The 24,226-nt window shown below is 62.3% G+C and carries 24 protein-coding genes, 2 tRNA genes and 1 pseudogene; 6 read left to right on the forward strand and 21 right to left on the reverse strand.

The genetic code is table 11. The annotated features are described in order from the left end of the window. Nucleotides 1-14: 14 nt before the first annotated feature. Nucleotides 15-780: pseudogene (locus EDC35_RS03075) on the reverse strand (IS1595 family transposase); the annotation flags it as partial. Between EDC35_RS03075 and EDC35_RS18760 the strand changes: the two are divergent. From EDC35_RS18760 to EDC35_RS03085, 3 genes are all read left to right on the forward strand, one after another. Beyond that, entirely contained in the window at nt 757-915 is a 159-nt protein-coding gene (locus EDC35_RS18760) for a hypothetical protein (RefSeq protein ID WP_243651384.1), read from the forward strand. The pseudogene EDC35_RS03075 and the gene EDC35_RS18760 sit on opposite strands and share 24 nt — an antisense overlap. A gap of 522 nt (nt 916-1,437) precedes the next feature. After that, on the forward strand, nt 1,438-2,412 hold the full coding sequence (locus EDC35_RS03080; RefSeq protein ID WP_207896071.1) for an ATP-binding protein: 975 nt from the start codon (nt 1,438-1,440) through the stop codon (nt 2,410-2,412). Continuing rightward, a complete protein-coding gene (locus tag EDC35_RS03085) occupies nt 2,405-4,153 on the forward strand; it encodes a tetratricopeptide repeat protein (RefSeq protein WP_132975569.1) in 1,749 nt (582 codons plus the stop codon). Before EDC35_RS03080 ends, EDC35_RS03085 begins: the two co-directional genes overlap by 8 nt. A gap of 4 nt (nt 4,154-4,157) precedes the next feature. Here EDC35_RS03085 and gapS1 read toward each other — a convergent pair whose 3' ends face one another. Continuing rightward, nucleotides 4,158-5,816 (reverse strand): GapS1 family protein, encoded by a 1,659-nt coding sequence (gapS1, locus tag EDC35_RS03090; RefSeq protein WP_132975571.1) that lies wholly within the window; start codon nt 5,814-5,816, stop codon nt 4,158-4,160. Between the two features lie 364 nt (nt 5,817-6,180). Between gapS1 and EDC35_RS18665 the strand changes: the two genes are divergently transcribed. Beyond that, nucleotides 6,181-6,408, forward strand: coding sequence for a PDDEXK family nuclease (locus tag EDC35_RS18665; protein WP_207896072.1), 228 nt, complete (start codon nt 6,181-6,183; stop codon nt 6,406-6,408). Nucleotides 6,409-6,487: 79 nt separating this feature from the next. On the opposite strand, the gene phnD is transcribed toward EDC35_RS18665, so the two are convergent. From phnD to EDC35_RS03115, 5 genes are all read right to left on the reverse strand, one after another. Then, a complete protein-coding gene (gene phnD, locus EDC35_RS03100) occupies nt 6,488-7,519 on the reverse strand; it encodes a phosphate/phosphite/phosphonate ABC transporter substrate-binding protein (protein ID WP_341539420.1) in 1,032 nt (343 codons plus the stop codon). 59 nt (nt 7,520-7,578) lie between these two features. Then, nucleotides 7,579-7,986: a TonB-dependent receptor domain-containing protein gene (locus tag EDC35_RS03105; protein WP_132975575.1), complete on the reverse strand. Its 408-nt coding sequence runs from the start codon at nt 7,984-7,986 to the stop codon at nt 7,579-7,581. A gap of 49 nt (nt 7,987-8,035) precedes the next feature. After that, nucleotides 8,036-8,584: a WG repeat-containing protein gene (locus EDC35_RS03110; protein WP_132975717.1), complete on the reverse strand. Its 549-nt coding sequence runs from the start codon at nt 8,582-8,584 to the stop codon at nt 8,036-8,038. Nucleotides 8,585-8,654: 70 nt separating this feature from the next. Then, the gene (locus EDC35_RS18670) at nt 8,655-8,885 is read right to left on the reverse strand and encodes a nitroreductase family protein (protein WP_207896079.1); all 231 of its coding nucleotides are present in this window, start codon (nt 8,883-8,885) and stop codon (nt 8,655-8,657) included. Further along, nucleotides 8,854-9,576 (reverse strand): 4Fe-4S dicluster domain-containing protein, encoded by a 723-nt coding sequence (locus EDC35_RS03115; RefSeq protein WP_207896081.1) that lies wholly within the window; start codon nt 9,574-9,576, stop codon nt 8,854-8,856. The genes EDC35_RS18670 and EDC35_RS03115 overlap by 32 nt, the downstream gene beginning before the upstream one ends. A 578-nt stretch (nt 9,577-10,154) precedes the next feature. Between EDC35_RS03115 and EDC35_RS03120 the strand changes: the two genes are divergently transcribed. Then, on the forward strand, nt 10,155-11,090 hold the full coding sequence (locus EDC35_RS03120) for a hypothetical protein (protein WP_132975577.1): 936 nt from the start codon (nt 10,155-10,157) through the stop codon (nt 11,088-11,090). Between the two features lie 926 nt (nt 11,091-12,016). Here EDC35_RS03120 and EDC35_RS03125 read toward each other — a convergent pair. The 14 genes from EDC35_RS03125 to EDC35_RS03190 all read right to left on the reverse strand — a co-directional run bounded on the left by EDC35_RS03125 (nt 12,017) and on the right by EDC35_RS03190 (nt 22,493). Then, nucleotides 12,017-12,478: a DUF1810 domain-containing protein gene (locus EDC35_RS03125; RefSeq protein WP_132975579.1), complete on the reverse strand. Its 462-nt coding sequence runs from the start codon at nt 12,476-12,478 to the stop codon at nt 12,017-12,019. Nucleotides 12,479-12,493: 15 nt separating this feature from the next. Then, nucleotides 12,494-12,625 (reverse strand): hypothetical protein, encoded by a 132-nt coding sequence (locus tag EDC35_RS18970; protein WP_279387964.1) that lies wholly within the window; start codon nt 12,623-12,625, stop codon nt 12,494-12,496. Next, nucleotides 12,610-13,236, reverse strand: coding sequence for a LysE family translocator (locus EDC35_RS03135; RefSeq protein WP_132975581.1), 627 nt, complete (start codon nt 13,234-13,236; stop codon nt 12,610-12,612). The genes EDC35_RS18970 and EDC35_RS03135 overlap by 16 nt, the downstream gene beginning before the upstream one ends. Next, nucleotides 13,233-14,009, reverse strand: a complete 777-nt coding sequence (blaOXA, locus tag EDC35_RS03140; protein ID WP_132975583.1) for a class D beta-lactamase — start codon at nt 14,007-14,009, stop codon at nt 13,233-13,235. Before blaOXA ends, EDC35_RS03135 begins: the two co-directional genes overlap by 4 nt. 276 nt (nt 14,010-14,285) lie before the next feature. Next, nucleotides 14,286-14,362: transfer RNA gene (locus EDC35_RS03145), tRNA-Pro, on the reverse strand. A 37-nt stretch (nt 14,363-14,399) separates the two neighbouring features. Further along, complete coding sequence (locus EDC35_RS03150; RefSeq protein ID WP_132975585.1) at nt 14,400-14,774, reverse strand: MerR family transcriptional regulator; 375 nt, start codon at nt 14,772-14,774, stop codon at nt 14,400-14,402. Beyond that, entirely contained in the window at nt 14,755-15,054 is a 300-nt protein-coding gene (gene ihfA, locus EDC35_RS03155) for an integration host factor subunit alpha (RefSeq protein WP_132975587.1), read from the reverse strand. The genes EDC35_RS03150 and ihfA overlap by 20 nt, the downstream gene beginning before the upstream one ends. 4 nt (nt 15,055-15,058) lie before the next feature. After that, complete coding sequence (pheT, locus tag EDC35_RS03160) at nt 15,059-17,437, reverse strand: phenylalanine--tRNA ligase subunit beta (RefSeq protein ID WP_132975588.1); 2,379 nt, start codon at nt 17,435-17,437, stop codon at nt 15,059-15,061. A 145-nt stretch (nt 17,438-17,582) separates the two neighbouring features. Continuing rightward, nucleotides 17,583-18,614, reverse strand: a complete 1,032-nt coding sequence (gene pheS / locus EDC35_RS03165) for a phenylalanine--tRNA ligase subunit alpha (protein ID WP_132975590.1) — start codon at nt 18,612-18,614, stop codon at nt 17,583-17,585. A gap of 211 nt (nt 18,615-18,825) precedes the next feature. Beyond that, on the reverse strand, nt 18,826-19,182 hold the full coding sequence (gene rplT, locus EDC35_RS03170) for a 50S ribosomal protein L20 (protein ID WP_132975592.1): 357 nt from the start codon (nt 19,180-19,182) through the stop codon (nt 18,826-18,828). Nucleotides 19,183-19,398: 216 nt separating this feature from the next. Beyond that, complete coding sequence (rpmI, locus tag EDC35_RS03175) at nt 19,399-19,596, reverse strand: 50S ribosomal protein L35 (RefSeq protein ID WP_132975594.1); 198 nt, start codon at nt 19,594-19,596, stop codon at nt 19,399-19,401. A 147-nt stretch (nt 19,597-19,743) separates the two neighbouring features. Further along, the gene (gene infC, locus EDC35_RS03180) at nt 19,744-20,277 is read right to left on the reverse strand and encodes a translation initiation factor IF-3 (protein WP_132975719.1); all 534 of its coding nucleotides are present in this window, start codon (nt 20,275-20,277) and stop codon (nt 19,744-19,746) included. 59 nt (nt 20,278-20,336) lie between these two features. Beyond that, a complete protein-coding gene (gene thrS, locus EDC35_RS03185) occupies nt 20,337-22,256 on the reverse strand; it encodes a threonine--tRNA ligase (RefSeq protein ID WP_132975596.1) in 1,920 nt (639 codons plus the stop codon). A 160-nt stretch (nt 22,257-22,416) separates the two neighbouring features. Next, nucleotides 22,417-22,493 (reverse strand) — tRNA-Val (locus tag EDC35_RS03190). A gap of 142 nt (nt 22,494-22,635) precedes the next feature. Here EDC35_RS03190 and EDC35_RS03195 point away from each other — a divergent pair. Next, the gene (locus tag EDC35_RS03195; RefSeq protein ID WP_132975598.1) at nt 22,636-24,159 is read left to right on the forward strand and encodes a fumarate hydratase; all 1,524 of its coding nucleotides are present in this window, start codon (nt 22,636-22,638) and stop codon (nt 24,157-24,159) included. Nucleotides 24,160-24,226: the final 67 nt, after the last annotated feature.

Raw genomic sequence — 24,226 nt, forward strand, 5'->3', positions numbered from 1 at the left:
AAGGAGCGTCCTGATTAGAAAGGAGCTTCAGCCACGCGCCGGATCCAGGACTCGGGGCACGGAGGGCAGACCAACGCCGCCACCAACAGGCGGGTCGGCAGCGCCTGCAGATCGAAGCGGCGGTTGAAGCGATAGGCGATCGCACCGAGGTAGCGCTCGGTATACCTGCCGAAGTCGAAGCGGTGGTAAGCCTCACTGAAACCGGTCTTGAGGTTGCCCAGAACGGTGTTGACCCAGCGAAACATCGGCAAGTCTTCGGGTTTGCGCATCCCGACGACAGTCGGCTGGTGGGTACGGCCGATGTCGGTGACGCCGGTGAAGCAGGCCAGGCCATCGGAGACGACGGTGCTGAACGGGGCGAGGTGCGCGCCCGCCCCATCGGCGATGGGGCGGCGGGTGAAGCCGGGCAACGGGGTGAACTTGGCGCGCAGCGGATGGCCTTGGTGGTAGAGCGAAAAAAGGCGCCTTGTTCTCCGAGCCCCGTCCTGCAGTGCCGCCGGTGAGTTCGCCGCCGAGGTAGGCGTCATCGACCGGCACGGTCCCGCACAACACCGTGGCGGCCTCGCGCTCGACCATCGCCTGCATCCGCTTGTGATGGATCCGCTAGGCGGTGGGGTAACTGACCTCGAGGTCACGTTTGAGCGTTAGGGCCGAGAGCCCGGTCTTGGCTTCGCCGATGAGATAAATGGCCAGGAACCACACGGTCAGCCCCAGCTTGGTGGCCTCGAACAGGGTTCCGGCGATCAGCGAGGTCTGATGATGGCACGCGTTGCATTGGAAGGGCTGGTCTTGTGCGCCTACCGGCAGGCCGAGGACGTTCCGGACCTGCGCCGGCAGTGCCTGGATCTGTTCGACCAGCTGTTAGAGGTGAGTGGCTACGGTGCCGACAAGGCGGTTGAGGCGCTCAGCCGATGACCGCAAGGCTGCCTCGGCAGCCGCCATGCCGCGTCGCTTGATTTGCTGGGCGGGAATGCAGTTCAATCGAGCGCCGACAAGTCCGCAGCGATGTTGCTCCGCATGGATCCTTGATGCGCCAAACAGCGCAGATGGCGGTAGCGCCATACGGACGGAGCCGACCAAACACCCAGCCCGAAGCCCTGCGCTTCGCCAAACTGCGAACAGACCGCCCATGACCAGACCGCCCGCGTCCGTCGTCGCCGCACTCGAAGCCGCACTGCTTCAATCCCCGGACGATCTCGGGCTGCGCAACCATCTGGCGCAGCTTCTGCTGGACGATGAGCGGCCCGAGGCCGCACTCGACACCTGCGTCGGGACACTGGCGCGGGATCCCGCCAACCTCTCGGCACTGCGGCTCGCCGCCGGGCTCGCGCAGCAGCTCGGCCGACCCACCGCCGCGCGCGCCTGCTGGCCGCGCTCGACCCGAGCCCGAGCGCCCCCAGCGCGCCCACGGCACCGGCCCGACCGACCCTGGCCGCCGTGGCGCCCAGCGGTAGCCCGGCCACCGGCAGCCAGCTCAGCGACGACGCGCGGCCCAGCCTGCGCCTGGCGGCGGAGGACGGCGAACTGGTCGAGGAATTCGAGCTACAGACACCGCGGATCGGTTTCGCCCAGGTCGGCGGCATGGACGAGGTGAAGAAGAAGCTCGAACTCGCGGTGCTGGGCCCGCTGCGCAACCCGGAGCTGTACAAGGCGTTCGGCAAGACCGCCACCGGCGGTCTGCTGCTCTATGGGCCGCCGGGCTGCGGCAAGACCTACCTGGCGCGCGCGCTCGCCGGCGAGATGGGCGCGCGCTTCGCGTCCATCGGGCTCGAAGACGTGCTGAACATGTGGTTCGGCGAGAGCGAGCGGCGTCTGCACAAGATCTTCGACCGCGCACGCCGGCTCGCCCCCATGGTGCTCTTCTTCGACGAGATCGATGCACTGGGCCACAAGCGCAGCGAGCTGCGCGGCGGTGGCGGACGCAACCTGGTCAACCAGTTGCTCTCCGAGATGGACGGCGCGCAGTACGACAACACCGACGTCTTCGTCCTGGGTGCCACCAACCACCCCTGGGACATCGACCCGGCACTGCGCCGCCCCGGCCGCTTCGACCGCACCCTGCTGGTGCTGCCGCCCGACCAGCCCGCGCGCGCCGCCATCATCGCCCACCATCTGGCGGACTGCCCGCACCAGGGCGTCGACATGGCGGCGCTCGCCAAATCCACCCCGCTCTTCTCCGGCGCCGACCTGGCGCACCTCTGCGACCTGGCGCGCGAGTCGGCCATCGAGGCGAGCGCCTCGGCGGGGGCGATCCGCCCGGTCGGACCGAGAGATTTCGAGCGCGCGCTGAAGACGCTGCGGCCCTCGACCATCGAGTGGTTCGCGCAGGCGCGCAACTTCGCCCTGTTCGCCAACGAAAGCGGCGTCTACGACGACCTGCTCGACTACATGAAGCGGAACAAACTTGGCTGAGGCGCCCTCACCGCGCCAACTGGCCGACGGGCTGGTCGAGCGCAGCCAGTCGCTGAGCGCGATCGGTCGCTGGAAGGACGCCGAGGTCCAGGCCCGGCGCGCCGTCGCGGCCGATCCCACCCATGGACGCGCCCGGCTGCAGCTCGCCCACGTCGTCATGACCCTGGGCCGCGGCAACGAGGCGGCGGAACTCGCCAAGGGCGTGCTGGCCCAGGAACCGACATCCGCCTGGGCGATCCGCATCCTCGCCAACTGGCACGGGTCGCAGGGCCGGCACGCCGAGGCCGTGGCGCTGGCCGAGCAGGCGGTGCGTCTGTCCGACGGCGACCGTGTCGCGCTCTTGTACCTGTCGTACGCCAAGCGCGACGCGGGTGACCTGGTGGGTTCGCGCATCGCCGCCGAGCGCCTGGTCGCGCAGCACCCGGACTGGCCGGACGGCTTCGTGCGTCTGGCCGAGACGCGGCAGTCGCCCGAGGCCGCCGCCGCGGCCTTCCGCGAGGCGCTGCGACTGGACCCGCAGTGCGACACGGCGCTGGCCGGACTCGCCGCGCTGAGTGGCGCGCTGGCGCAATACCGCGAGGCGGTCGCGCTGGCCTGGAGCGCGCTGCGCGCGGATGTGACCGACAAGACCCGCCAGCGCCTCTTCGCCCGCGCGGCCTGGATCTATCTCGCGCTCAGCCGCATCGTCGCGCCGCTGCGCGGCACCCATCGCGCCCTGGCCGAGCCATTCGGCGAACCCTGTGCCGTCGCCTTCCGCGCCACCGGCACCAACGTCGCCGCGCGTCTGCTGTTCGCCTTCCGCTTCGAACTCTGGGTGCTCGCCATCTGGTCCGCGCTGGCCGCGTCCATGGCGGGCGCGACCTACCTGCCCGACTCAATATCCGAGGTCCTGGTGCCGCTGCTGGGGATTCCGGTGTTCCTCGGTCTGGCGATCCCCTTCGTCATGCTGTTCGGCTTCATCGGTGCAGCGCGCCGACTGCTGGACCTGCGCCTCGTCCAGTGGGCCGGACGCGGCAGCCCGCGGTCGGTGCTGGCGCGCGCCGCGGTCTCGGGCGGCATGGTGTGCGCGCTGGCCGTCGCCCTGCTGCTCCTGTGGCCGGCCCGGGCCGAACTCTGGAGATGGATCCTACTGCTGAGCATCCCGCTCTTGATCCAGGATCTCACGCGCTGGCGAGACCAGTGGCACGACAGCCGGCGTACCACCGAGAGGGGTTCGACGCGCCAGAGACTGGCCGAGCTGGTGAGCGAGCGGGCACAGCGCTGGTTCACGCCGGGACGGCTGGCGGTCTTCCTGGTCATCGCCATCCTGGCCGAGGTCGGTCTGCGCGGCATCGAGCCGTCCATGAACCCGGCCGATCCGCCACTCACGGCGCTCGCCGCACTGGTCGCGCTCGTCTGTTTCACCATCGACGTCGTCGCCCGGCGCATCGCGGCGGCCTGCGAACCCGGATCGCGCGCCGATCGCTGGCGCGCGCTCGGCCGGACGCTGCTGGACCTCGCCTGGATGCAGGCCGCCGTCGCGGCCATGGTCGGCATCGGCGGACGGCTGCTGCAGAACGACCCGATCGAGGCGCTCTTCCCCATCCTGCTGATCCCGCTGATCCCGCTGATCGTCGGCGGCGGCTGGCTGGCGATGCGCGCGGGACTGGCCGTGGTGCTGGTCGTGGGTGGGGAGATCGCCGGGCTGGTGAGGAGAGTCTGGCGGCGGGATGCGACAGGTACGTCTGGCAGCGATACCTAAAACATCAAGTGTTTCCAGTGAGACCAACCCGGAGCCGTTCGAGAGACTGATCGAAAGCGTTCGTCACGAGACAGGAACGGAGTTCGCCGAACTTCAGATGGTCCAAATGCATCGCGAAATGGTAACAGCTAGTCGCTGGATCAGAATCTCGCAATACGCAATCCTCAAGTATGTCAGGCAATGAACGCTCCCCAGTCTCAAGGCCGGCAAGCAGCCTCTCATAATCATCAACAAAAAGGATGTAGACATGGTCAAGCGGAAGGAGCGTTTGTGCTAGATCATTAGGGTACTCTAACCGCCCTAGCTCAAACATCGCAGCGAGCATCGATGCTCTGCTTGCATTGATATCTTTGTTCGTAATAACTAGCAAGTAATTGTTCTTTGCCAGCCTGATCTCGCACGGCGCGTGCTCGTTACCGGATATCCCCACAGACACGGCCCAGGCTTGATGAATCGCTTTCCTTATCAAGCTCGTTTTGTCGGCAAAGATCCTATTGTGCCCGGCCACCAACACTGAATCGTCGAAAAGCCCAGCCTTGGATTCGAGAAACACGTTCGTTCCTTGCCATGCTAGCAAACCGTCTGGAACTTTTGACTCCTCACCGAGCATGCCCCTCAACATCGCCTCGTCATAGAACTTCGGTGCAATCCTTTCCGCTTGATCGACTATGTGTCGCTCAAATATCTTACTGAATCGATCTATGTACGGCTTTCCTTTCTCGCTAAGCACTGAATGGACGAACCCCTCAATTCCTCGCTCGAACACCTTGGGGTGCCAGCATTTCAGCACATCGCCCTGCAATAGGAAAGGATAGCGGCGAAGCGGGGTAAACTCGTAGTACTCCGATTCTACTTTTCGGTTTCTGCCAGATTCTGGTAGACCACGAAAGAAATCTATCAGCTCCGGTTGTGTTCGCGCGATGCAATTGACGAAACACTGAATCTTCGCACCTGAATGAATCCGGGCGAGCGGACGAAACCATTTGACGGAAAAATCAAGATTGCCATTTGCTATAGCTCCATGCGCGGCGACTGAGAAATCAATAAATTCCGCCGGACTCAAGCCCGTTAGTCCCCTGAACATTATAATAAGCGGATGGTCATGCTGAAGTTGATCCAGCAATGCTGCCTCCCGCACGAATCCGCGCGTGAGCCGACGCTGGAACGGGATTTGAGGGTTGATGAGCTGCCTTAGAAAAAGAGGCCCGGGCCGGGTTTCTGACAAATGGGTATGGCCACCCTCCGTTAAATTCCAGAGCCGGTTTCGTAGATCGTTAAATTCAGAATCGCTGACATCTCTTCCAATATTTCTATCGAAATACGGGTCCTGGCAGATCCACTTCAAGAACAGGAATGAGATCCACGGCGCGCGCTGCAACGCCTCGAAACGGTCGAAATGTCTTCGCTGGAGCAAATTGAGAATCGTAACAATAAGCGAATTTCGTGAGTACTTTCGGGCGCGATTTCGCCAGGTCTTGTAAGCATCATTAAAACTCAACGAATTTGAGGGCATCAATAAAATCTGCGCTTCAAGCGGAAAACAATGGAGAATATTCGACGGCAACTTGTGTTGCAGGTGGTTCTGTGCACGCCGGTGCGGCAATGTATCTTGAAAGCGGGGTCGACAATTACATCGGCACATCCATATTTGCTTGGGGGACATTCCGGTCAATCTGCACCGATTACCCCGTGCTCTCGGTTTCCAGGAAAACGGTCGGCAGATTGTTCAGACGCGGATCAACCCGAACGCCACCATGACCTCGGCTCTGCCCCTGAACGCCGCGAATGCCGAGCGTTCCGGCGATCATCGTCGTTTATAGAACATCTCGCCATATCCGCAACCCGAGAGGATGACGTAATCGGTTCGGATCGAGAGTCATGCGGCTCGAATCAGGCATGACTGGATCGCGCTGGCGTCCGCACACGGCAGGATGAAGGACGCAGCTCCAACGGGCAACACATCCGCTAGCATGAGCCCTGTCACTTCGAAGGCGAAACACCGTGGGAACCTCGGAGAACCGACCGCCATGCCGCAGGGCACAACCAAGGTGGGCCGTTTCAGCTATGGCGACTATTGCCGCTGGCCCGATGACGAACGCTGGGAACTGATCGATGGTGAGGCTTGCGCGATAGCGCCCGCCCCGTCACGTCTGCACCAGGAGTTCACGGTCGAGCTGACGCGCCAGATCGCGCCGTCATCTACGACCCCGCCAGACTGGACGAGGTCGGTATGCACAGTATCAAGCGGTCCATGAACCCGTTCGATCCAGCGCTCACGCCGCAGAATGACACGATCGAGGCACGCTTCCCCTCGCACACCGCACGGGGCGCGGTTTAACCAGCAACCGCAGCAATTGATGTGGGCGACTCCGCAGTCTGACCCGTTACCGACGGACGGATGCGAGCCTGGAGGATGCGCTCCATCCAGTTACGCATCCGATCGACATCCGCGTCCACAGCCGGAATGAAGGACACTGCGCGGAAGGCCCGCAGTGCAGCGGGGTCGCGCAAGTCCAGGAAGGCTTCCCGCAGCGTCTCGCGCTGGTCTTCGTCAAGCCCTTCGCGAAAGGTCCACATATACTCTGGAATGGGTGGCGACTCGGCCAGCAGGCGCACCGATTCGCCGTCCACCCGGCCTTCCGCCAGCAGGCGTCTGAAGACGGGGAGCGAGAGTCCGCCAGCCGCGACCTTGCGCTCGGCGACGGCGGCTGCCACTGCATCGTGCGCGCCCAGGGTGCGGCGCACATAGTCCCGATCCTGTGTCAGCCCCGCCTCCAGCAGCATGAGCCGGGGCACCCAGGTGCCGGAGGTCGAGACCAGATCGCCCATGGCGATCTCGCCGCCACGCAACTGCGCGAGCGATTGGACCGGGCTGTTCATCGGGACGATGATCGCCGCCTGGAAGGTGGGGCCGATCCGCCCGCCATGCGTTGGGCGCGCGAAGGGCTCCAGATCGGCATCGCGACTTTGCAGGATGTAGGTCACCGGTCCCAGATAGGCCAGATCCAGTTCGCCCCTCCGCAGCGCCTCCCCGGTTGCGACATAATTGTGCCCCACGACCAGCTCCACCGGTGTGCGCAGGCAGCGCTCCAGATAGACCCGCAGGGGCTCGTTGATGCGCTCCACGACCGACCGGGATTCGCCCGGCAGCAGTCCGCATTTGATGGTTTTCATGGCCGAGTGGTCCTTGACGTTTCCGTTATGGGTCATCGCCACGTCCAGCGGACGGACGGCATCAGACGGGCGAAAAGCAAACCGCGTTCCAGGCGGGCGGATCAACAGGCTGCGGCTGAATGTCAGGGGGCATGCCCCGGTTGTCCGCATGAACCAGTACCCTGCCGAACGTCTCGCTGCGCAAGCGTCCATTCGCGAACACTTTCAGCCTGATGCGGATATCAACTGCGAACGCTGGCGGATCTTAACTTCTATCTATCACTTAACAAATGCCCGCCTGGACTAAAATCGCACCAGCCCCGCCACCGCAGATTGCGGGTGAGCGCCCAATTGATTTCCAGCTCTGCGCCCTCGCCGACCTGACGTCCGACATTCTCCGGTTTGGCATAGGCTCCCCGGTCTTGCTGGCGAATCTGGTCGACGGTTTCATGCCGGAAGAAATTGAGGCCGAGCGCAAAACGGGGCCGTGGCTGATACTGGAGCGCCAATTCCGCCGTGCGCAGACGCTCCGGTTGCAGCGACGCAGTTGCCTGGTACAGGGGCAGGATGCCGCCCCGGGTCTCGAAGACTGTCGGCGTGCGAAATCCCTCGCCATAAAGCAGCTTCGCCGTCCACTCCGGCAGCGGGGTCCAGACCAGCACCGCGCGCGGACTCAACACGGCGCCGGCACGGACGCGGTACGCTCCCGAACTGGGTGCCCAAGCCCCTTCAGCGTGCCCGCGCCTGTGTTTCGCTTAGCCGCACCGGCACCACTTCCCGACCCTGACGATCGATCCAGCCCCAGCGCCCACCGCTCAGGCGGGTATGCTCACCGTCCTGGATCGGGCGGCAGCCGCGACACACCAGCGCCCTCCCCCGCGCGAAGGGCCAGCCCCAGTCATAGCGGGGCGCGATGACCTCTCGGAATTGGGCGTCGACATAGGCGATACGGCCCTGACGTGGCGAGCGGACCAGCCCTTCGGCAAAGGGATCCGGACCGTTGTCCAGGGTCACGACTGGCAATGACTCGCCCGTGGGGCGGACGTAGTACCACTGTCCAGTGACCCAGACGGCGGCAAGCCCTTGGATCTCGAAGCGCATCTGTCGAAGCTGCGTCGGCGCCAGCATCAGATCCTCGCCCTTCAGGGCCGCGCAGTCGCGGTGGGACGCCAGTTCAGCCTCGGTGCCTCGCGCGACATCGACGCAGGACAGCGGAAAACCAGCGGCGCCGGTGAAGGCGCTCCAGAGCGAGAGTGTCAGGAGGGAACAGCGCGTCATGGCGGCATCCCGGTGGTTTGATGTTCGCGGACGCTGAGCCACCCGGGCGCCGCGAGGACTGGCCAGCCCGTCACCGCGCCCAATCGATCGAGGCGAAGGTCCGTTGAATCCCTTGGTGGTACCTCAGGCGCGGATAACCGAAGATCACGAAGAGGCCCTCGCGACTCGCCGAGCGGATGCCGTGGGCCTCGCGGAAGGCCTTCGCCTTGCGCCCCTGCTGGATCAAGGGGTGGATACCGCCGAGCATGCAGGTTCCCAGCCCCAGGGACTCACCGGCGAGCATGGCGTAGGTCGCGGCCACGATGGGATCCGCCGGATCGCAATAGGCGGAGCCGTAGAAATAGAGCGCCAGGGGGGGCGTCGTAGGTCACCGCGTTCACGCCCTGGCGCCTCTGCTCGATGTAGGTGTGCAACATCGGCCGGACGAAGTCGCGAAAGAGCGCATCATTGGCCTGGCCCCAGAGCGGGCGCATCAGCCACAGCATCCAGTCCGACACCAGCCAGCGCATCCCGTCGAGGTCGTCGCAGAAATCGCGGGCGAAGGCATCCACCCTCTCCCGCCCGTCCAAGACCAGGACATGCACATCCGAGGGCGGAATCCCCATGGGCGCCGTCCGGGCGGTCGCCAGGATCTTGTCGATCAGTTCGGGCGCGATCGGCCGGTCCTGAAACTCCCGAATGCTGCGGCGGCGCTGCAACAGGGCGTGCAGGGGCGCATAGGGGGTGGCCGCCGCGCGCTCCGGCAGGTCGAAGAGATCGTCGGACGAGAGGGTCCGGCCCAGGATACGGATCGCGCCCGTGGGACAGATCGCCATGCAATGGCCACAACCGAGACAGCCGAAGACCGGATGTCCGCTGAGCGCCACACGCCCCTGCGCGAGGGTGAGTTCATTGTCCTTGCAGACGGCCACGCAGAGCCCGCAGCCGTTGCAGCGCTCGGGATCGAGCTGGATGGTGGCGGCAACCGTCGTTCTGGAGGTGGGGATGGCCATGGCTGGCAGTCTCTCATCGCGTGCTCGCCGCCAGCGTTTGGCGGTCCGCGCTCCTCAATAGATGCATGCCAAACGAGCGCGGCGACGCTCGACGACACCGTCATATGATGCGCCTGGTCGGAGGTGATCCGCCATCCGGGCGGATCGACACGGATCGGTTAGAGCCAAGCCGACCCGCCACCTGGCGACCGGGCTCTTGACCTCGCGGCCAATGGCTTCGATCCGGTCCGGCTCGATGCGCCGCTGTTCCTCCTCGCAGTCGCGATCTTTCTGGCCTGCACGCGCCACTGGACCCTGACACTCGTGCGGGAGTTTCGACTGCCAAAGGACTCGGGCACCTGGCAGGAGGCGCTGCGAGCCGGCGGCTGTCCCAAGGTTGGACTGGAACGGGGTGCGTGCACGATTCGGTGGGATCGAGGTAGACTGATCTGCCTAGGCGACGGCATCGTCCTAGGAGCGGACAACGGCGCGTCGCCTGCGGAGGCGGTAGTCCCCAGGGAAAGCCGCCGCTCGCCCTGGTCAGGAGTTCCGTATACTATCTCTGGAGATCCTATTCTTGAGTCATAAGGAAGAAACTCATGGAGCAAGACCGTCCCTTTGTTGTTCTCAGGTATTTTCTAATCGAAGAAGCTCAGCAATCCTTCAATGCGGAACCGTTGCCGGCAATAAAAGGAATGGCGATTCTTGATGCATTGATGCCCGAGAGAGAGTGGAGGAGGAATGGAGTGTTCTACAGCTTCGTGGGTTTTTCGGCTATTTCCCCAAACATAACTAACACCTTCCCTCCCAACCGTTTTTACGCAGGAAAGATCGCGAAGCTTCGCAAGGCCCATGTTGGAGAGAAGATCCCTGGTGATATCGTTGAGCATGAAAAGGACGATTGGATCCCACTAACAACCATAATTGACTCTCAAACCCAGACTATTCTTGTCCAGAAAGACTGGCGATTTGGAACAACGGATCAAATATGCGCCGCTCTGGAGTCAGGTTTACGCGGACCAGTCCTAGCCGTCTACAACCATAGGGTTTTCGTAGAGTCGAAGCCGATCCGAGGAAAATTCTGGGAAGTAATCAATACACACAGCAAGCTCTATAAGCTTGAACTCCGCCTAATATCCCCAAATATACTTCAAACAAATGTCAAAGCACGTAACGCCATACTGGCGTTGAAAGAGCTTTTTGGGCAAGATGAATTTCAGCTAAAGATGAAGAATGACTCTGGATCTTTGGAAGTTCCGGAAAATCCTACCTCAGATTATATTGAGTACATTGAGGAAGGTGAAGGATCATGGAGAGTAACGACCGAAGGGCTTCGTGGTGGCAAGAGAGTTCATAGCAGCGAGGATTCTGCAGAAACGTTAGATCTGGGTGCTGCATCATACGAAACCAATGAAATTAAGTCTTTGCGCAGCCTAGCCTCTGAGGAATATGAGCCCGCTCTCAATCGTGCTGAACGACAAAAGAGCATGGTCGAGAAGGCATTTCGACATATCACTGGTAGATCTGGCTCATGACATGCTTAGGCTGTTCTTGACGTTCCTGATTTCTGCAAGTCTCACATTTTTAGCTTTGTGGGCGTCGAATGGGATCGCCTCGCCCGTGTTTGTTAGTCCCCTTTCTTCGTTCATCGCAATCGCCGCCCTTTTTGGCGCCCTCTCTTTCGCGTTCTACAATTATCTCGACGCCATCACAAAAGACATACCAAAGGGCCTATTGGGCGGGAAACCAACCGAGTATCGGAATGCACTTGACGCATTAGACGAGCTAAAGCGGGAGGTTATATCGAACGTAATATTGATGGTCTGTCTATTGATTTTGGAAAGGGTGCTATTTGGTGTTGGAGACCTTATCGCGGGATCACACTTGAATTCGAAGGTGCTGATGTCATGGTGCATTTTGTCAGCTAGGACCGCATGTCTCGTAACAGCCTTGCTTGCGGTACTTATTCAATTAGTCGGGTTTCGCACAGCGACGAAGTTACGGACCATGCTTATGCGGAATGAGACATAACGAAACACTGGGGGTAGCGAGCCTTGGGTCGCCATTTAGCCCGCGTAGGGCGCAATAGCGATAGCGTATTGCGCCGCATGATTGGTAGGCTGCTCGCCCCAAGACACAACCACCGGTGCCTGTCCCTCGCACCTCGAACTGCGTCTTTGCGCCACTGCACATCTGATGGATCTGTGCCAATCTCCTTTCGGCGCAATACGCTATCGCTATTGCGCCCTACGAACGACCAACCGGCAAGGGCTGCGTCGTTTGGCTTGGTGGTGAGCATCCCAGCCGTCCGCTATCGGCGGTTCTTCCGACATCGGAGATCGCCCCCTCTGACCGCTCCCCGCGTTCTCCAGCCACCGGACTTGGCGGCGTGCCGCTCGTCTGGACTTGGCCGACTCCGGTCCGCCCATCGTCTTTGTCCCAAGGAAAGCCGCGTGGCGACTCACCCACTCGAAGAAGCCTCGCCAGGCCCCTGGCTCAACCGACACTCCGTCCGCGGATCCGGCTGGCCATCGAAATATCTGTCCAGCAGCCGGTGAAAGACCGAGCCCGGTGCCAAGACGCCGGCAAAGAGCGTGGCGCAGGATCTCAACTTGCTGTCGTCCGGTGCGCCGAGGATCTCCCGCGCGGATCGGCCCTCGATCGCCAGCACGACCTCGGCGCATTCACGCAGACGCGACCCGAGCAGCGGGTGCCGCAGGTAGGCTTCGGCCTCCGCGCGATCCCTGATCGCGTAGCGCCGCGACAGCGCACTGAAGCCCAGGCCCGCGATCTGCGGGAAGATGTACCACATCCAGTGGGAGCGTTTCCGGCCCGCCCGGAGTTCGGCGAGCGCCTGGTCATAAGCGTCGCGCTGCGCCGCAACGAAGCGATTCAGGTCATGTGGATCGGTGCTGTCGGTCATGGCGGTCTCCTGGCGTCAGCCCGCCACCTGACGGGCACCGATCAGCTCGATCGGGTAGCCGTCCGGATCCTCGACGAAGGCGATGATCGTCGTGCTGGCGGATGCGGCTCGGGCGCGGCGGGCGGTGCGCGTCACCCGCTCGTCCATCCCAGCAAGGCCAGTCCATCGACCAGGAGGACCGCAGCGAGCACGACCAGCAGGGCGCCGAGCAGTCGCATGATGAGGAGATAGGCTGGGCCGGTCAAAAAGACCTTCGATCGCCCGACCGCCAGGGCCAGGAGGATCTTGGCCCCAACCAGCGCGGTGTAGAAGCCGCCCAGAAAGAGCAGGGGGGCGATCGGACTCAGCGCCCACGCCTTGGTCATCAGGGGGCCACCGACGCTGAGCCAGAAGAGATAGGGATGCGGACTCAGGGCGTTGGCCAGGACGCCCTTCATCCAGGATTTCGGCGCGGAGTCGCGCGACGGGAGGGCGAGGCCCTGGGTGCGCAGGCTGGCGTATCCCATCGACAGCACGAAGGCACTGCCCGCGAGCGCGATCGCCCCGAGGATCCACTCGAACCGGGCGAGCCGGGACAGGACGAACAGGGTCGCGAGGATGATCGGAAGATCCGTGATGAGGGGCGCGAGCGCGACCCTGATGCCGGACCTGACGTCGTGCCGCAGCGTCTCGGCGATCACCAGCGTCAGCAGTGGTCCGGGGGCGAGGCCGGCGGAGAGGCCGAGGACGAGGCCGGTGGCGAGCGAGGCGGTCGTCATTCGATGAGGCCCTTGACCTGCAAGGCCGCGCGCGTCAACGCCGCCCGCAGCGGCAGATCGGCTTCGTCGCGCAGGTCGAGATGCATCGCGAAGACCCAGGTATCGTCGTGCGTCTCGATGTACCCGACGTACCAGCCGAGCGACGGGGTCGAGCGCGTCGACCAGCCGGTTTTGGCACGCAGCGTCCAGGCGGGGGTCTGCTCGACGACCATGATGTCGCGCAGGGTGTCATAGGCTTGAGGCCCGAACGGCAGGGTCCGGCGCACCACCTGTTTCATGAACGCGACCTGCTCGATGGCGCTGATCCGCAGCGACCCGTCCAGCCAGAACTCGGTCAGCGCGAAGGGCTCCGACAGCGCGCCGTACCCCGCCTGGCGAATCGCTTCACGATAGGTGGTCGCGCCCACGCGACGCGCGAGGGTCTGATAACACCAGACGCAGGACACCCTGAAGGCGCTGGCCAGCGTCTGGTCGCGGTTCCAATCCGGGAAGGCGTGGCGCTGACCGTCCCAGGCCAGGCGGTCGTCGGCCCCGCCGATCGCCTTGGCCTCCAGGGCGATCAGGGTGTTGAAGATCTTGAAGGTGGAGGCCGGCGAGACGCGGCGCTGCGCGCGCGCGTCATGGTGGATGAAGGTTTCCCCGGTACGCAGCGAGGACAGCACCAGCGTGCCGTCGCGGTCTACCCGCGCAAAGAGCGCGGCGATGTCCGCGTCCCCGGCGAGGACGGGAAGCGACAGCAGCACGGCGGTCAGGGTCAGGAGCAGGCGAAGCATGATGGATACCCGAACGAGTATGGTCGACAGACCGATGGCAGGGCGCTGGCCATCAGGATCGGCGGTGACCGCCCGCTCCGGAGGGACGCGACGCCCGCCCGCACCTTGATCCAGGCGGTGCAGGAATGGGTGGATCGGCAGGGCGAACGAACAGCGCCGGAGCAAGACGAGTCATCGCGCGTGCGTTGACAACATTCACACGCGACTACAAAACTGATCGTCTGGCCAAAACGAAAAAGCGATTAGCTAATTTCTTAGCTAATCGCTTGTTTTTGCTGGTCGGGGCGAGAGGATTTGAACCTCCGACCACCTGAACCCCATTCAGGTGCGCTACCAGGCTGCGCTACGCCCCGTGAAGAAGCGGAATTATACTGTCTTATCTTGTCAGCGTCAACGACGCAGGACTTGCAGAATCTCTTCAAGTTCAAGACGCATCTGGCGCAGGATCTGATGGGTCTGGTTCAGATCGTGTTTGGCGCCTTCGCCACTCAACTGCTGACGGGCACCGCCGATGGTGAAGCCCTGGTCATAGAGCAGGTTGCGGATCTGGCGGACCATCAGGACGTCGTGCCGTTGATAATAGCGCCGGTTGCCGCGGCGCTTGACGGGTTTGAGCTGGGGGAACTCCTGTTCCCAATAGCGCAGGACGTGCGGCTTGACGCCACACAGCTCGCTGACTTCACCGATGGTGAAATAACGCTTGCCGGGGATCGGCGGCAATTCGCCACCGATCAGCTCGTCACCGCTATCGGTCGGATCCAGCATAGGCTTCCACCCGTGACTTGAGCTTCTGGCCCGGTCGGAAAGTCACGACGCGGCGCGCGGTGATCGGGATTTCTTCACCCGTCTTCGGATTGCGCCCTGGCCGTTCTTTTTTCTCGCGCAGGTCGAAGTTGCCGAAGCCGGACAGCTTGACCTGTTCGCCACGCTCCAGGGCAGTGCGAATCTCTTCAAAAAACATCTCGACAATGTCTTTGGCCTCACGCTTATTGAGACCCAGCTCATCGAACAGATGTTCAGCCATGTCGGCTTTGGTCAACGCCATACCCTCAATCCCTCAATCGCGCATCAAATTCAGAGGCCAGACGGGCCAGTATCCGCCCGACCATATCGTCAATGAGATCTTCCTCCAGTGTCTGAGAAGAAGACTGTAAAATCAATCCAAAAGCAAGGCTTTTTCGACCAGAATCGATGTTCTGGCCGGTGTAGACATCGAACAGCACCAGATCGCGCAGGAGGTCGGATGCGGCGGCGCGAATGCAGTCCGCAACGGCACCATAGGGGATGGTTTCATCGACCACGATGGCGATGTCGCGGCGAATGCCGGGAAAGCGCGAGATCTTCGTATAGCCGGGCAGAACACCTTGAGTCAGCGGCGCCAGATCCAGCTCGAACAGGAAGGCGTTGCCGGTGAGATCCAGTTGAGCCGCCAGCGCGGGATGCAGCATGCCCAGCAGACCGACCGGCTGTCCGGCGCGTTCGATGCGCGCCGTCTGCCCCGGATGCAGGGCGGGATGCGCGGCCGGAACGAAGCTGAATTGAGTGGCTGCGCCGGTGAGCGTCAGCACGGCCTCCACGTCGGCCTTGAGATCATAAAAATCGACTGCGCGAGATGTCTGACCCCATTGCTCTGGGTCGGCGCTGCCAGTGACCAGTCCGGCGATACCCGGCTCCTGTCGCAGACTGTCCCCATTGCAACGAAACCGCAGACCGGACTCGAAGATCCGCACCCGCCCCATCTGGCGGGTCTGGTTGTGACGGGCGGTCTGCAACAGCCCTGGCCAGAGACTGGTGCGCATGATGGACATCTCGGCGCTGATGGGATTCGCCAGACGCAACGTGTCCACCTCGGGCTCCACCAGCGCCTGGATCTCGGGGCTGACGAAGCTGTAAGTGATGACCTCATGAAAACCGCGATCAACCAGCGCCAGCCGCGCGCGGTCAAGATCGAAACCGGCCTCGGCGGTCGCCGGGGTGACGGCGGCTGAACTGACATGACTGACCGGAATCCTGTCATAGCCATGAATGCGGCCGATGTCAGCGATGAGATCGACCTCGTGCACCAGATCGAAACGTGCGCTCGGCGGCGTGACCTGCCAGCCGTCATCGCGCGCTTCCAGGGTCATGCCCAGGCGTTCCAGCACATCCGTGATGATCGCAGCAGGCAGGTCAAGCCCCAGGATCTGCGCTACGCGCTTGTGGCGCAGATGCAGTGACGCGCGTTGCGGAAGATGCACCTCGGCGGTCGCCTCAATCACCGGGCCGGCCTCGCCGCCGACGATGTCGAGCAGCAGCCGGGTGGCGCGCTCAATGGCGCGAATCTGGAGTTCAGGATCCACGCCGCGCTCGAAGCGATGCGAGGAATCGGTATGGAGCCCGTAGCTGCGCGCCTTGCCGCTGATGGCGAGCGGCGCGAAAAAGGCGCTCTCAAGCAGGACATCGCGGGTATCCGCACTGACGGCGGTCGCCGCGCCACCCATGATGCCGGCCAGGGCGACCGCTTGAGTGGAATCGGCGATCACCAGTGTGTCCGCGCGCAACGTCACGGTCTCGCCATTGAGCAGGGCAAGACGCTCGCCCTCGCCGGCCAGACGGACCTCGATCCCGCCGGTCAGTTTGGCCAGATCGAAACCATGCATGGGCTGACCCAGTTCGAGCAGGACATAATTGGTGACATCCACCACCGGGCTGATGGCGCGCAGCCCGCTGCGGCGCAGACGCTCCTGCATCCAGATCGGTGTGACCGCACTCGGGTCGATCTGGCGAATGACCCGGCAGACATAGCGCGGACAGGCGTCGGGGGCCGTCAGACGCACCGCGAGCCGGTCATCACAGGTCGGGGCGACGGGCTGGACGATGTGCGCGCGGAGCGGGACCCGATTGATGACCGCGACCTCGCGGGCGAGTCCGGCGATGCCGAGACAGTCGCCGCGATCCGGGGTCAGATCGACCTCGATACAGTGATCGTCCAGGGCCATCCAGGCGCGGAAGTCTTCACCGACCGGCGCATCGGCGGATAGCGGCAGAATGCCTTCGGAGGATTCGGCCAGGCCCAGTTCGCTGGCCGAGCAGATCATGCCGAAGGATTCAACGCCGCGAAGTTTAGCCCTTTTGATCTTGAAATCGCCGGGCAGGCAGGCCCCAATGGTCGCCACCGACACCTTCATGCCCTCGGCAACATTGGCGGCCCCGCAGATGATCTGAAGCGGCTCGTCCCGGCCCAGATCGACGGTGCAGACCCGCAGCTTGGCTGCGTCCGGATGAGGCGCGATGGACTGCACCAGACCAATGAAGACGCCACTGAAAACCGGCGCAGCCGGTTCGACAGCGTCCACTTCCAGACCCGCCATGCTGAGTTGATCGGCCAATTGCTGGGTATCGACCGGCGGATTCACCCATTCGCGCAGCCAAGCCTCACTGAATCGCATAACCTGCCTTCCCGACTCTCAATGCGCGCTGCGCATTGAGAGATGTTTAAGATTTTTTGACTTGATCGAACAGGATAAACATGAAAGGGGTATGACAAAAAATCCTGTCAATCCTGAGAAATCCCGTCTATTCCCTCACTCAACATCAGGCAAATTGCCGGAGATAACGGAGATCGTTATCGAAATTGAGCCGGATGTCGTCGATACCATAGCGCAGCATGGCAAGCCGCTCGACGCCCATGCCGAAGGCGTAGCCGAGATAACGGTCGGGGTCGATGCCGACATGTCTGAAGACCTCGGGATAGACCATGCCGCAGCCGAGCACTTCCAGCCAGCCGGTCTGCTTGCAGACCCGGCAGCCGTCGCCGCCGCACATGACGCACTGGATATCGACCTCCGCCGAGGGTTCGGTGAAGGGGAAATAGGACGGACGGAAACGCAGATCCAGATCGCGCTCGAAGAAGTTGCGCAGGAAGTCGTAGAGCACGCCCTTGAGATCGGCGAAGCTGACCTGTTCATCGACCAGCAGACCCTCGACCTGATGGAACATCGGGGTATGCGTCAGATCGGAATCGCAGCGATAGACCCGGCCCGGCGCGATGATCTTGAGCGGCGGCGCCTGCTGTTCCATGACCCGGATCTGCACCGGCGAGGTGTGGGTGCGCAACAGACGATCCGCATCAAAATAAAAGGTGTCGTGCATCGCTCGCGCGGGATGGTGCGCCGGGATATTGAGCGCCTCGAAATTATGATAGGCGTCCTCGACTTCCGGTCCCTCGACCACCGCAAATCCGGCGTTCGCCAGCAACCGCTCAATGCGTCGCAGCGCGCGGGTCACGGGATGCAGACCGCCCGGCTGTTGACCGCGCCCCGGCAGACTGATGTCGATGCGTTCGCCGGCCAGCCGCGCGGAAAGCGCCGCCTGCTCCAGCACCGCTTTGCGTTCATCAAGCGCGGTCTGGACAACGACCTTGGCCTGATTGATCTCCTGCCCGGCGGCGGGCCGCTCCTCGGGCGGCAGGGTGCCGAGCCGCTTGAGCAGGGCGGTCAGCTCGCCGCTTTTGCCCAGATAACGCACCCGCACCTGATCGAGCGCCATGAGATCGGCGCTCTGTGCGATACGCTCGATGGCGGTCTCCTGGAGCGACTGGATCCCGAGCGCGGTCTGTTCGGCCATGGTGATCTCCGGAAAACGACTCCCGGTGCCGCAGGCTGCGCGGTATGGGCGGGAGTTAAATAGACAGGATTAACAGGATTTACGGGATGGACTGGATCTCTTTCTTCAATCCTGCGAAATCCTGTTAATCCTGTCCATTTTTCAATGGATCAAAGCAAAGAGGGAAAGACCTGCGCCTTTCCCTCCGTGTCGATAGACGACTGGCGGCGGATCAGGCGAGCGCCGTCTTTGCCTGCTGCGCCAGCGCCGCAAAGGCCACGCTATCGTGGAAAGCGATGTCCGCCAGCACCTTGCGATCAACCTCGACGTTGGCCTTTTTCAGACCATCGATCAGGCGGCTGTAGGACAGACCGTTCTCGCGGGCCGCTGCATTGATACGGGCGATCCAGAGGGTGCGGAACTGACGCTTCTTCTGGCGACGGTCACGATAGGCATATTGCCCGGCCTTGATGACGGCCTGCTTGGCGACCCGATAGACCTTACTACGGGCGCCATAATAACCTTTGGCTTCTTCAAGCAGCTTCTTATGACGGGCATGCGCGGTCACACCGCGTTTCACTCTTGGCATCTCAACTCTCCGGTAATCTGATCAAATTAAACCGCGCCCAGTGCGGCATTCAGGATGTTTTGGTTTGAATCGACCTTAACCGCATCGGCGACCATCGAGCTGGCGCGGTTTAAGAAATTAAAAAATATAAAATCTTAAACTGCGTCCCCGCTAAAGGCCGTGGATGCGCCAAACGTCGAACTCACTCGAAACTTGGCATCCTGCTCTGGACGCAGTTTAGCAGTAAGGAATCATCCGACGCGCTGACCGCACATCCGACGCATGCAGCCGCTTCGGCGCACGCAGTTGACGCTTACGCTTGGTGCTCTTTTTGGTCAGGATATGACGCCGGTGAGAGGATTTGCATTTGACTGAACCGGAGGCGGTGCGCTCAAAGCGCTTCGCGGCTCCGCGATTGGTTTTGATCTTGGGCATCTGTTCTGCTACTCCGCTATTGCTGATGAGTTTGATGCGACGGATGACACTTTTGCCGGTTCATGAACATCGCGGGCGCCAATGGCGCCCGCGATCTTCCGGCTGGTCGCTCAGGGGATGCGCCCCGCGACCGGCGTCTGTTCATCGCTATTTCTTTTTGGGGCCCAGCACCATGACCATCTGACGTCCTTCCATGAGTGGCTGCTGCTCCACGATGCTGAGTGGGGCCAAATCGGTTTCGATGCGCTTGAGTAGATCCAAGCCGAGTTCCCGGTGCGCATGCTCGCGCCCACGGAACCGCATGGTGACCTTGGCCTTGTCCCCTTCCTGGAGGAAACGGGTCAGGTTGCGTAGTTTGACCTGATAGTCTCCTTCATCCGTCCCTGGGCGAAACTTGACTTCCTTGATCTGAACCTGCTTCTGCTTTTTCTTGGCTTCGTTCTTTTTCTTCTTCTGGTCGAAAAGAAACCGTCCGAAATCCATTAACCGGCAGACTGGCGGATCTTCAGTGGGCACGATCTCGACCAGATCCATGCCCGCTTCGGCGGCCATGCCCAAGGCTTCGCGCGTATTGACGACCCCGACCTGATTTCCATCCGCGCCGATCAGCCGGACCTCCGGAACATTGATCTCCTTGTTGACGCGGTTTCTCTTTGGCGCAGCGATAGCAGGTTCCTCCAAAAACACAAATGAAAAGGGCCGGACGATCGCCGGAGCGATCCGCCTCGCCAAACCGAAGGTTAGTGAATGCGGTTTGCGACCTCTTCGCTCAGGCGCTCAATGAAGGCACCGAGTTCGAGTGTACCGAGATCCTGACCCTGACGATTTCGGACGGCGATGGAGCGGGTTTCGACCTCCCGATCTCCGACCACGAGTAAATAGGGCACCCTCTGTAAGGTGTGCTCGCGGATTTTAAAGCCGATCTTCTCGTTTCTCAAGTCTGTTTCGGCACGGAAGCCCTTGTCGCGCAAGGTCTTAGCGACCTCTTTGACAAAATCGGCCTGACGGTCGGTGATATTGAGCACGACCGCCTGCACCGGCGCCAGCCAGACCGGGAACAGGCCGGCATAATGCTCGATCAGGATACCGATGAAACGCTCCACCGAGCCCAGAATGGCGCGGTGGATCATCACTGGAACCTGCTTGCTGTTGTCTTCGGCGATATAGTGCGCGCCGAGCCGGCCCGGCATGGAAAAATCCACCTGGATGGTGCCGCACTGCCAGGCGCGACCGATGCTGTCGTGCAGGGTGAATTCGATCTTGGGGCCATAGAAAGCGCCCTCCCCCGGCTGAACCTTGAAGCTCAAGCCTTTGTCGGTCAGGGATTGCTCCAGTGCGGCCTCGGCCTTGTCCCAGAGTTCGTCGGCGCCGACCCGCTTCTCGGGCCGCAGCGACAGAGCCAGATCGATCTGTTCGAAGCCGAAATCGCGATAGGTCTCGAACACCATGTCGATGAGCGTGGCGACCTCGGCCTGAAGCTGCTCCTCGGTGCAGAAGACATGGGCGTCGTCCTGGGTGAAACGGCGTGCGCGCATCAGACCATGCAGGGTACCGGATGGCTCATTGCGATGGACCACGCCAAACTCGGCGATCTTCAGGGGCAGATCGCGATAGCTCTTGAGCCCCTGGTTATAAAGCTGGATATGGCCGGGGCAATTCATCGGCTTGATCGCAAAATCACGGTCATCCAGATGGGTCGTGAACATGCCGCCAGCGAATTTATCCCAGTGGCCTGAGCGTTCCCACAGCGAGCGGTCGAGCACCTGGGGCGTATCGACCTCCTGATAGCCGTATTCGTCCAGCTTTTCGCGCATGTAGGCTTCGGCCAGACGATAGATGATGCGACCCTTGGCGTGCCAGAAGGCCATGCCGGGCGCTTCATCCTGGAAATGGAAGAGATCAAGCTGTTTGCCGAGCTTGCGATGGTCGCGCTTTTCCGCCTCTTCCAGACGGGTCAGATAGGCGTTCAGCTCTTTCTGATCGCGCCAGGCCGTGCCATAGATACGCTGGAGTTGGGCGTTATTCGAATCGCCGCGCCAGTAGGCACCCGCGACCTTGGTCAGCTTGAAGCCCTTGCCCAGCTTGCCGGTGCTCGGCAGGTGTGGACCGCGACAGACATCGAACCAGTCGCCCTGACGGTAGATGGACACCGCCTCGCCTTCGGGGATGATGTCCTCGATGATCTCGACCTTGTACTGCTCGCCCAGCTCGCCGAAGACCCGCCTAGCCTCCTCGCGATCCCAGACCTCGCGCACGATGGGCAGGTCGCGACTCACGATTTCGTGCATGCGCGCCTCGATCTGCGCCAGATCCTCGGGCGTGAAGGGTTCGGCGCGGGCGAAGTCGTAATAGAAGCCGTTTTCGATGGCGGGACCGATGGTCACCTGCGTGCCCGGATAGAGTTCCTGCACCGCCTGCGCCATGACATGCGCCGCATCGTGGCGCAGCAATTCGAGCGCCGTTTCCTCGTCCCGGCTGGTGACGATAGCCAGGGTGGCATCCCGCTCGATCAAATAAGAGGTATCGACCAGCTCGCCATCGACCCGCCCGGCGAGCGCGGCCTTCGCCAGCCCCGCACCGATGGCGGCGGCGACAGCATGGACTGATACAGACTGGTCGAACTGACGCTGCGAGCCGTCGGGAAGGGTAATCAGAGGCATGTCGGATCCTGGTTTCAGTGGTGATCGATACGAGAGATCACATGAGTCGTTGCACGCGACCGGACGAGCGGACAATAAAAAACTGCCAGCCCTCAGCGATTGACTCTCAGCCATGAATTGTTGCTGAAAGCTGATCGCTGAAGGCTGACAGCCTGGCATTTGGTAGGCGCGATTGGACTCGAACCAACGACCCCCACCATGTCAAGGTGGTGCTCTAACCAACTGAGCTACGCGCCTGTCGTTGAGCCGCGAATCTTACAGAAGCGAGACGGCAGGATGCAAGCATTTTTTGCGTGCGGCGGAGCAGGCGTCGAATTTCGCCCGGCAACCTCGTTATACTCGCGCCACGGTCCATCCCAATCCGACTCCAACTCAGGCCATGACCACCATCCACGAAAGCGATTTCATCCAAAGCATCGCCGATGCGCTCCAGTTCATCTCCTATTATCACCCGCGCGACTATATCCAGGCGCTCGCGGCGGCCTATGAGGCCGAAGAATCCCCTGCCGCGCGGGATGCCATGGCGCAGATTCTGGTCAATTCGCGGATGTGCGCCGAGGGCCATCGCCCCATCTGTCAGGACACCGGCATGGTGGTCGTCTTTCTGAAGATCGGCATGGACGTGCGCTGGGAGACGACCCGCAGCATCCAGGCAATGGTCGATGAAGGGGTGCGCCGCGCCTACGGCAATCCGGACAATGTGCTGCGCGCCTCCATGGTGTCGCCACCCATCGGTGCGCGCAAGAACACCGGCGACAACACCCCGGCGGTCGTCCACATGGAACTGGTGCCCGGTCACGAGGTCGAGGTCCGGCTCGCCGCCAAAGGAGGCGGATCGGAGAACAAGACCAAATTCGCCATCCTCAATCCGAGCGACAGCCTGGTCGATTGGGTGCTGAAAACGGTGCCGCAGATGGGCGCGGGCTGGTGTCCGCCCGGCATGCTCGGCATCGGCATCGGCGGCTCATCGGAGAAGGCGATGCTGCTGGCCAAGGAGTCCCTGCTGGGACACATCGACATCCACGAACTCAAGGCGCGCGGCCCGTCCGACCCCATCGAAGAACTGCGTCTGGAACTCTTCGAGAAGGTCAACGCGCTCGGCATCGGCGCTCAGGGTCTGGGCGGTCTGACCACGGTGCTGGATGTCAAGATCCTGACCTACCCCACGCATGCCGCCTCGCTGCCGGTCGCCATGATACCCAACTGCGCGGCCACCCGGCATCTGGAGTTCACCCTCGACGGCTCCGGTCCCGCTGTGCTGACCTTGCCCAATCTGGACGACTGGCCGGCCATCGTCTGGGAAGCCGGCGCCGGCGCGCGACGGGTGAACCTGGACCAGATGACGCGCGAAGAGATCGCCACCTGGAAGCCCGGCGAGCGCCTGCTGCTGTCCGGTAAACTCCTGACCGGACGCGACGCCGCGCACAAACGCATCACCGACCTGCTCAATCGTGGCGAAGCCCTGCCGGCGGGCGTGGATCTGACCAACCGCTTCATCTATTACGTCGGCCCGGTCGATCCGGTGCGCGACGAGATCGTCGGTCCCGCCGGCCCCACCACGGCCACGCGGATGGACAAATTCACCGAGCAGATGCTGAGTCAGACCGGGCTGATCGGCATGGTCGGCAAGGCCGAGCGCGGCCCGCTCGCCATTGAGGCCATCAAGCGTCACGGCGCGGTCTATCTGATGGCGGTCGGCGGCGCGGCCTATCTGGTCGCCAAGGCGATCAAAAGCTCCAGACTGGTCGCCTTCGGGGATCTGGGGATGGAGGCCATCCGCGAATTCGAGGTCGAGGACATGCCGGTCACGGTCGCCGTCGATAGCCAGGGCGAATCGGTTCATCAGACCGGGCCAGCTGAGTGGCGCAGCCGGATCGGACTGATTCCGGTTGAGGTCGTCTGAATCTTAATCCAGCGCGAGCGTGTCGCGGTCGCTGGCTGTCTGAGCCAGGGACACGCTCGCGACACTG

Source organism: Thiobaca trueperi, from assembly GCF_004342175.1.
GTDB lineage: Bacteria > Pseudomonadota > Gammaproteobacteria > Chromatiales > Chromatiaceae > Thiobaca > Thiobaca trueperi.

Bases quoted from the DNA above. Each gene is read 5' to 3' on its own strand.
- EDC35_RS03120 (WP_132975577.1), top strand. From the start codon at position 10,155: ATGGAGCAAGACCGTCCCTTTGTTGTTCTCAGGTATTTTCTAATCGAA.
- EDC35_RS03110 (WP_132975717.1), bottom strand. From the start codon at position 8,584: ATGACGCGCTGTTCCCTCCTGACACTCTCGCTCTGGAGCGCCTTCACC.
- EDC35_RS03125 (WP_132975579.1), bottom strand. From the start codon at position 12,478: ATGACCGACAGCACCGATCCACATGACCTGAATCGCTTCGTTGCGGCG.
- pheS (WP_132975590.1), bottom strand. From the start codon at position 18,614: ATGGCCGAACAGACCGCGCTCGGGATCCAGTCGCTCCAGGAGACCGCC.
- EDC35_RS03135 (WP_132975581.1), bottom strand. From the start codon at position 13,236: ATGACGACCGCCTCGCTCGCCACCGGCCTCGTCCTCGGCCTCTCCGCC.
- gapS1 (WP_132975571.1), bottom strand. From the start codon at position 5,816: ATGTCCCCCAAGCAAATATGGATGTGCCGATGTAATTGTCGACCCCGC.
- EDC35_RS03115 (WP_207896081.1), bottom strand. From the start codon at position 9,576: ATGGCCATCCCCACCTCCAGAACGACGGTTGCCGCCACCATCCAGCTC.
- EDC35_RS18760 (WP_243651384.1), top strand. From the start codon at position 757: ATGATGGCACGCGTTGCATTGGAAGGGCTGGTCTTGTGCGCCTACCGG.
- pheT (WP_132975588.1), bottom strand. From the start codon at position 17,437: ATGCGATTCAGTGAGGCTTGGCTGCGCGAATGGGTGAATCCGCCGGTC.
- EDC35_RS03195 (WP_132975598.1), top strand. From the start codon at position 22,636: ATGACCACCATCCACGAAAGCGATTTCATCCAAAGCATCGCCGATGCG.
- rplT (WP_132975592.1), bottom strand. From the start codon at position 19,182: ATGCCAAGAGTGAAACGCGGTGTGACCGCGCATGCCCGTCATAAGAAG.
- EDC35_RS18970 (WP_279387964.1), bottom strand. From the start codon at position 12,625: ATGGACGAGCGGGTGACGCGCACCGCCCGCCGCGCCCGAGCCGCATCC.
- phnD (WP_341539420.1), bottom strand. From the start codon at position 7,519: ATGGACGCTTGCGCAGCGAGACGTTCGGCAGGGTACTGGTTCATGCGG.
- thrS (WP_132975596.1), bottom strand. From the start codon at position 22,256: ATGCCTCTGATTACCCTTCCCGACGGCTCGCAGCGTCAGTTCGACCAG.
- ihfA (WP_132975587.1), bottom strand. From the start codon at position 15,054: ATGGCGTTGACCAAAGCCGACATGGCTGAACATCTGTTCGATGAGCTG.
- EDC35_RS18665 (WP_207896072.1), top strand. From the start codon at position 6,181: ATGCCGCAGGGCACAACCAAGGTGGGCCGTTTCAGCTATGGCGACTAT.
- EDC35_RS03150 (WP_132975585.1), bottom strand. From the start codon at position 14,774: ATGCTGGATCCGACCGATAGCGGTGACGAGCTGATCGGTGGCGAATTG.
- blaOXA (WP_132975583.1), bottom strand. From the start codon at position 14,009: ATGCTTCGCCTGCTCCTGACCCTGACCGCCGTGCTGCTGTCGCTTCCC.
- rpmI (WP_132975594.1), bottom strand. From the start codon at position 19,596: ATGCCCAAGATCAAAACCAATCGCGGAGCCGCGAAGCGCTTTGAGCGC.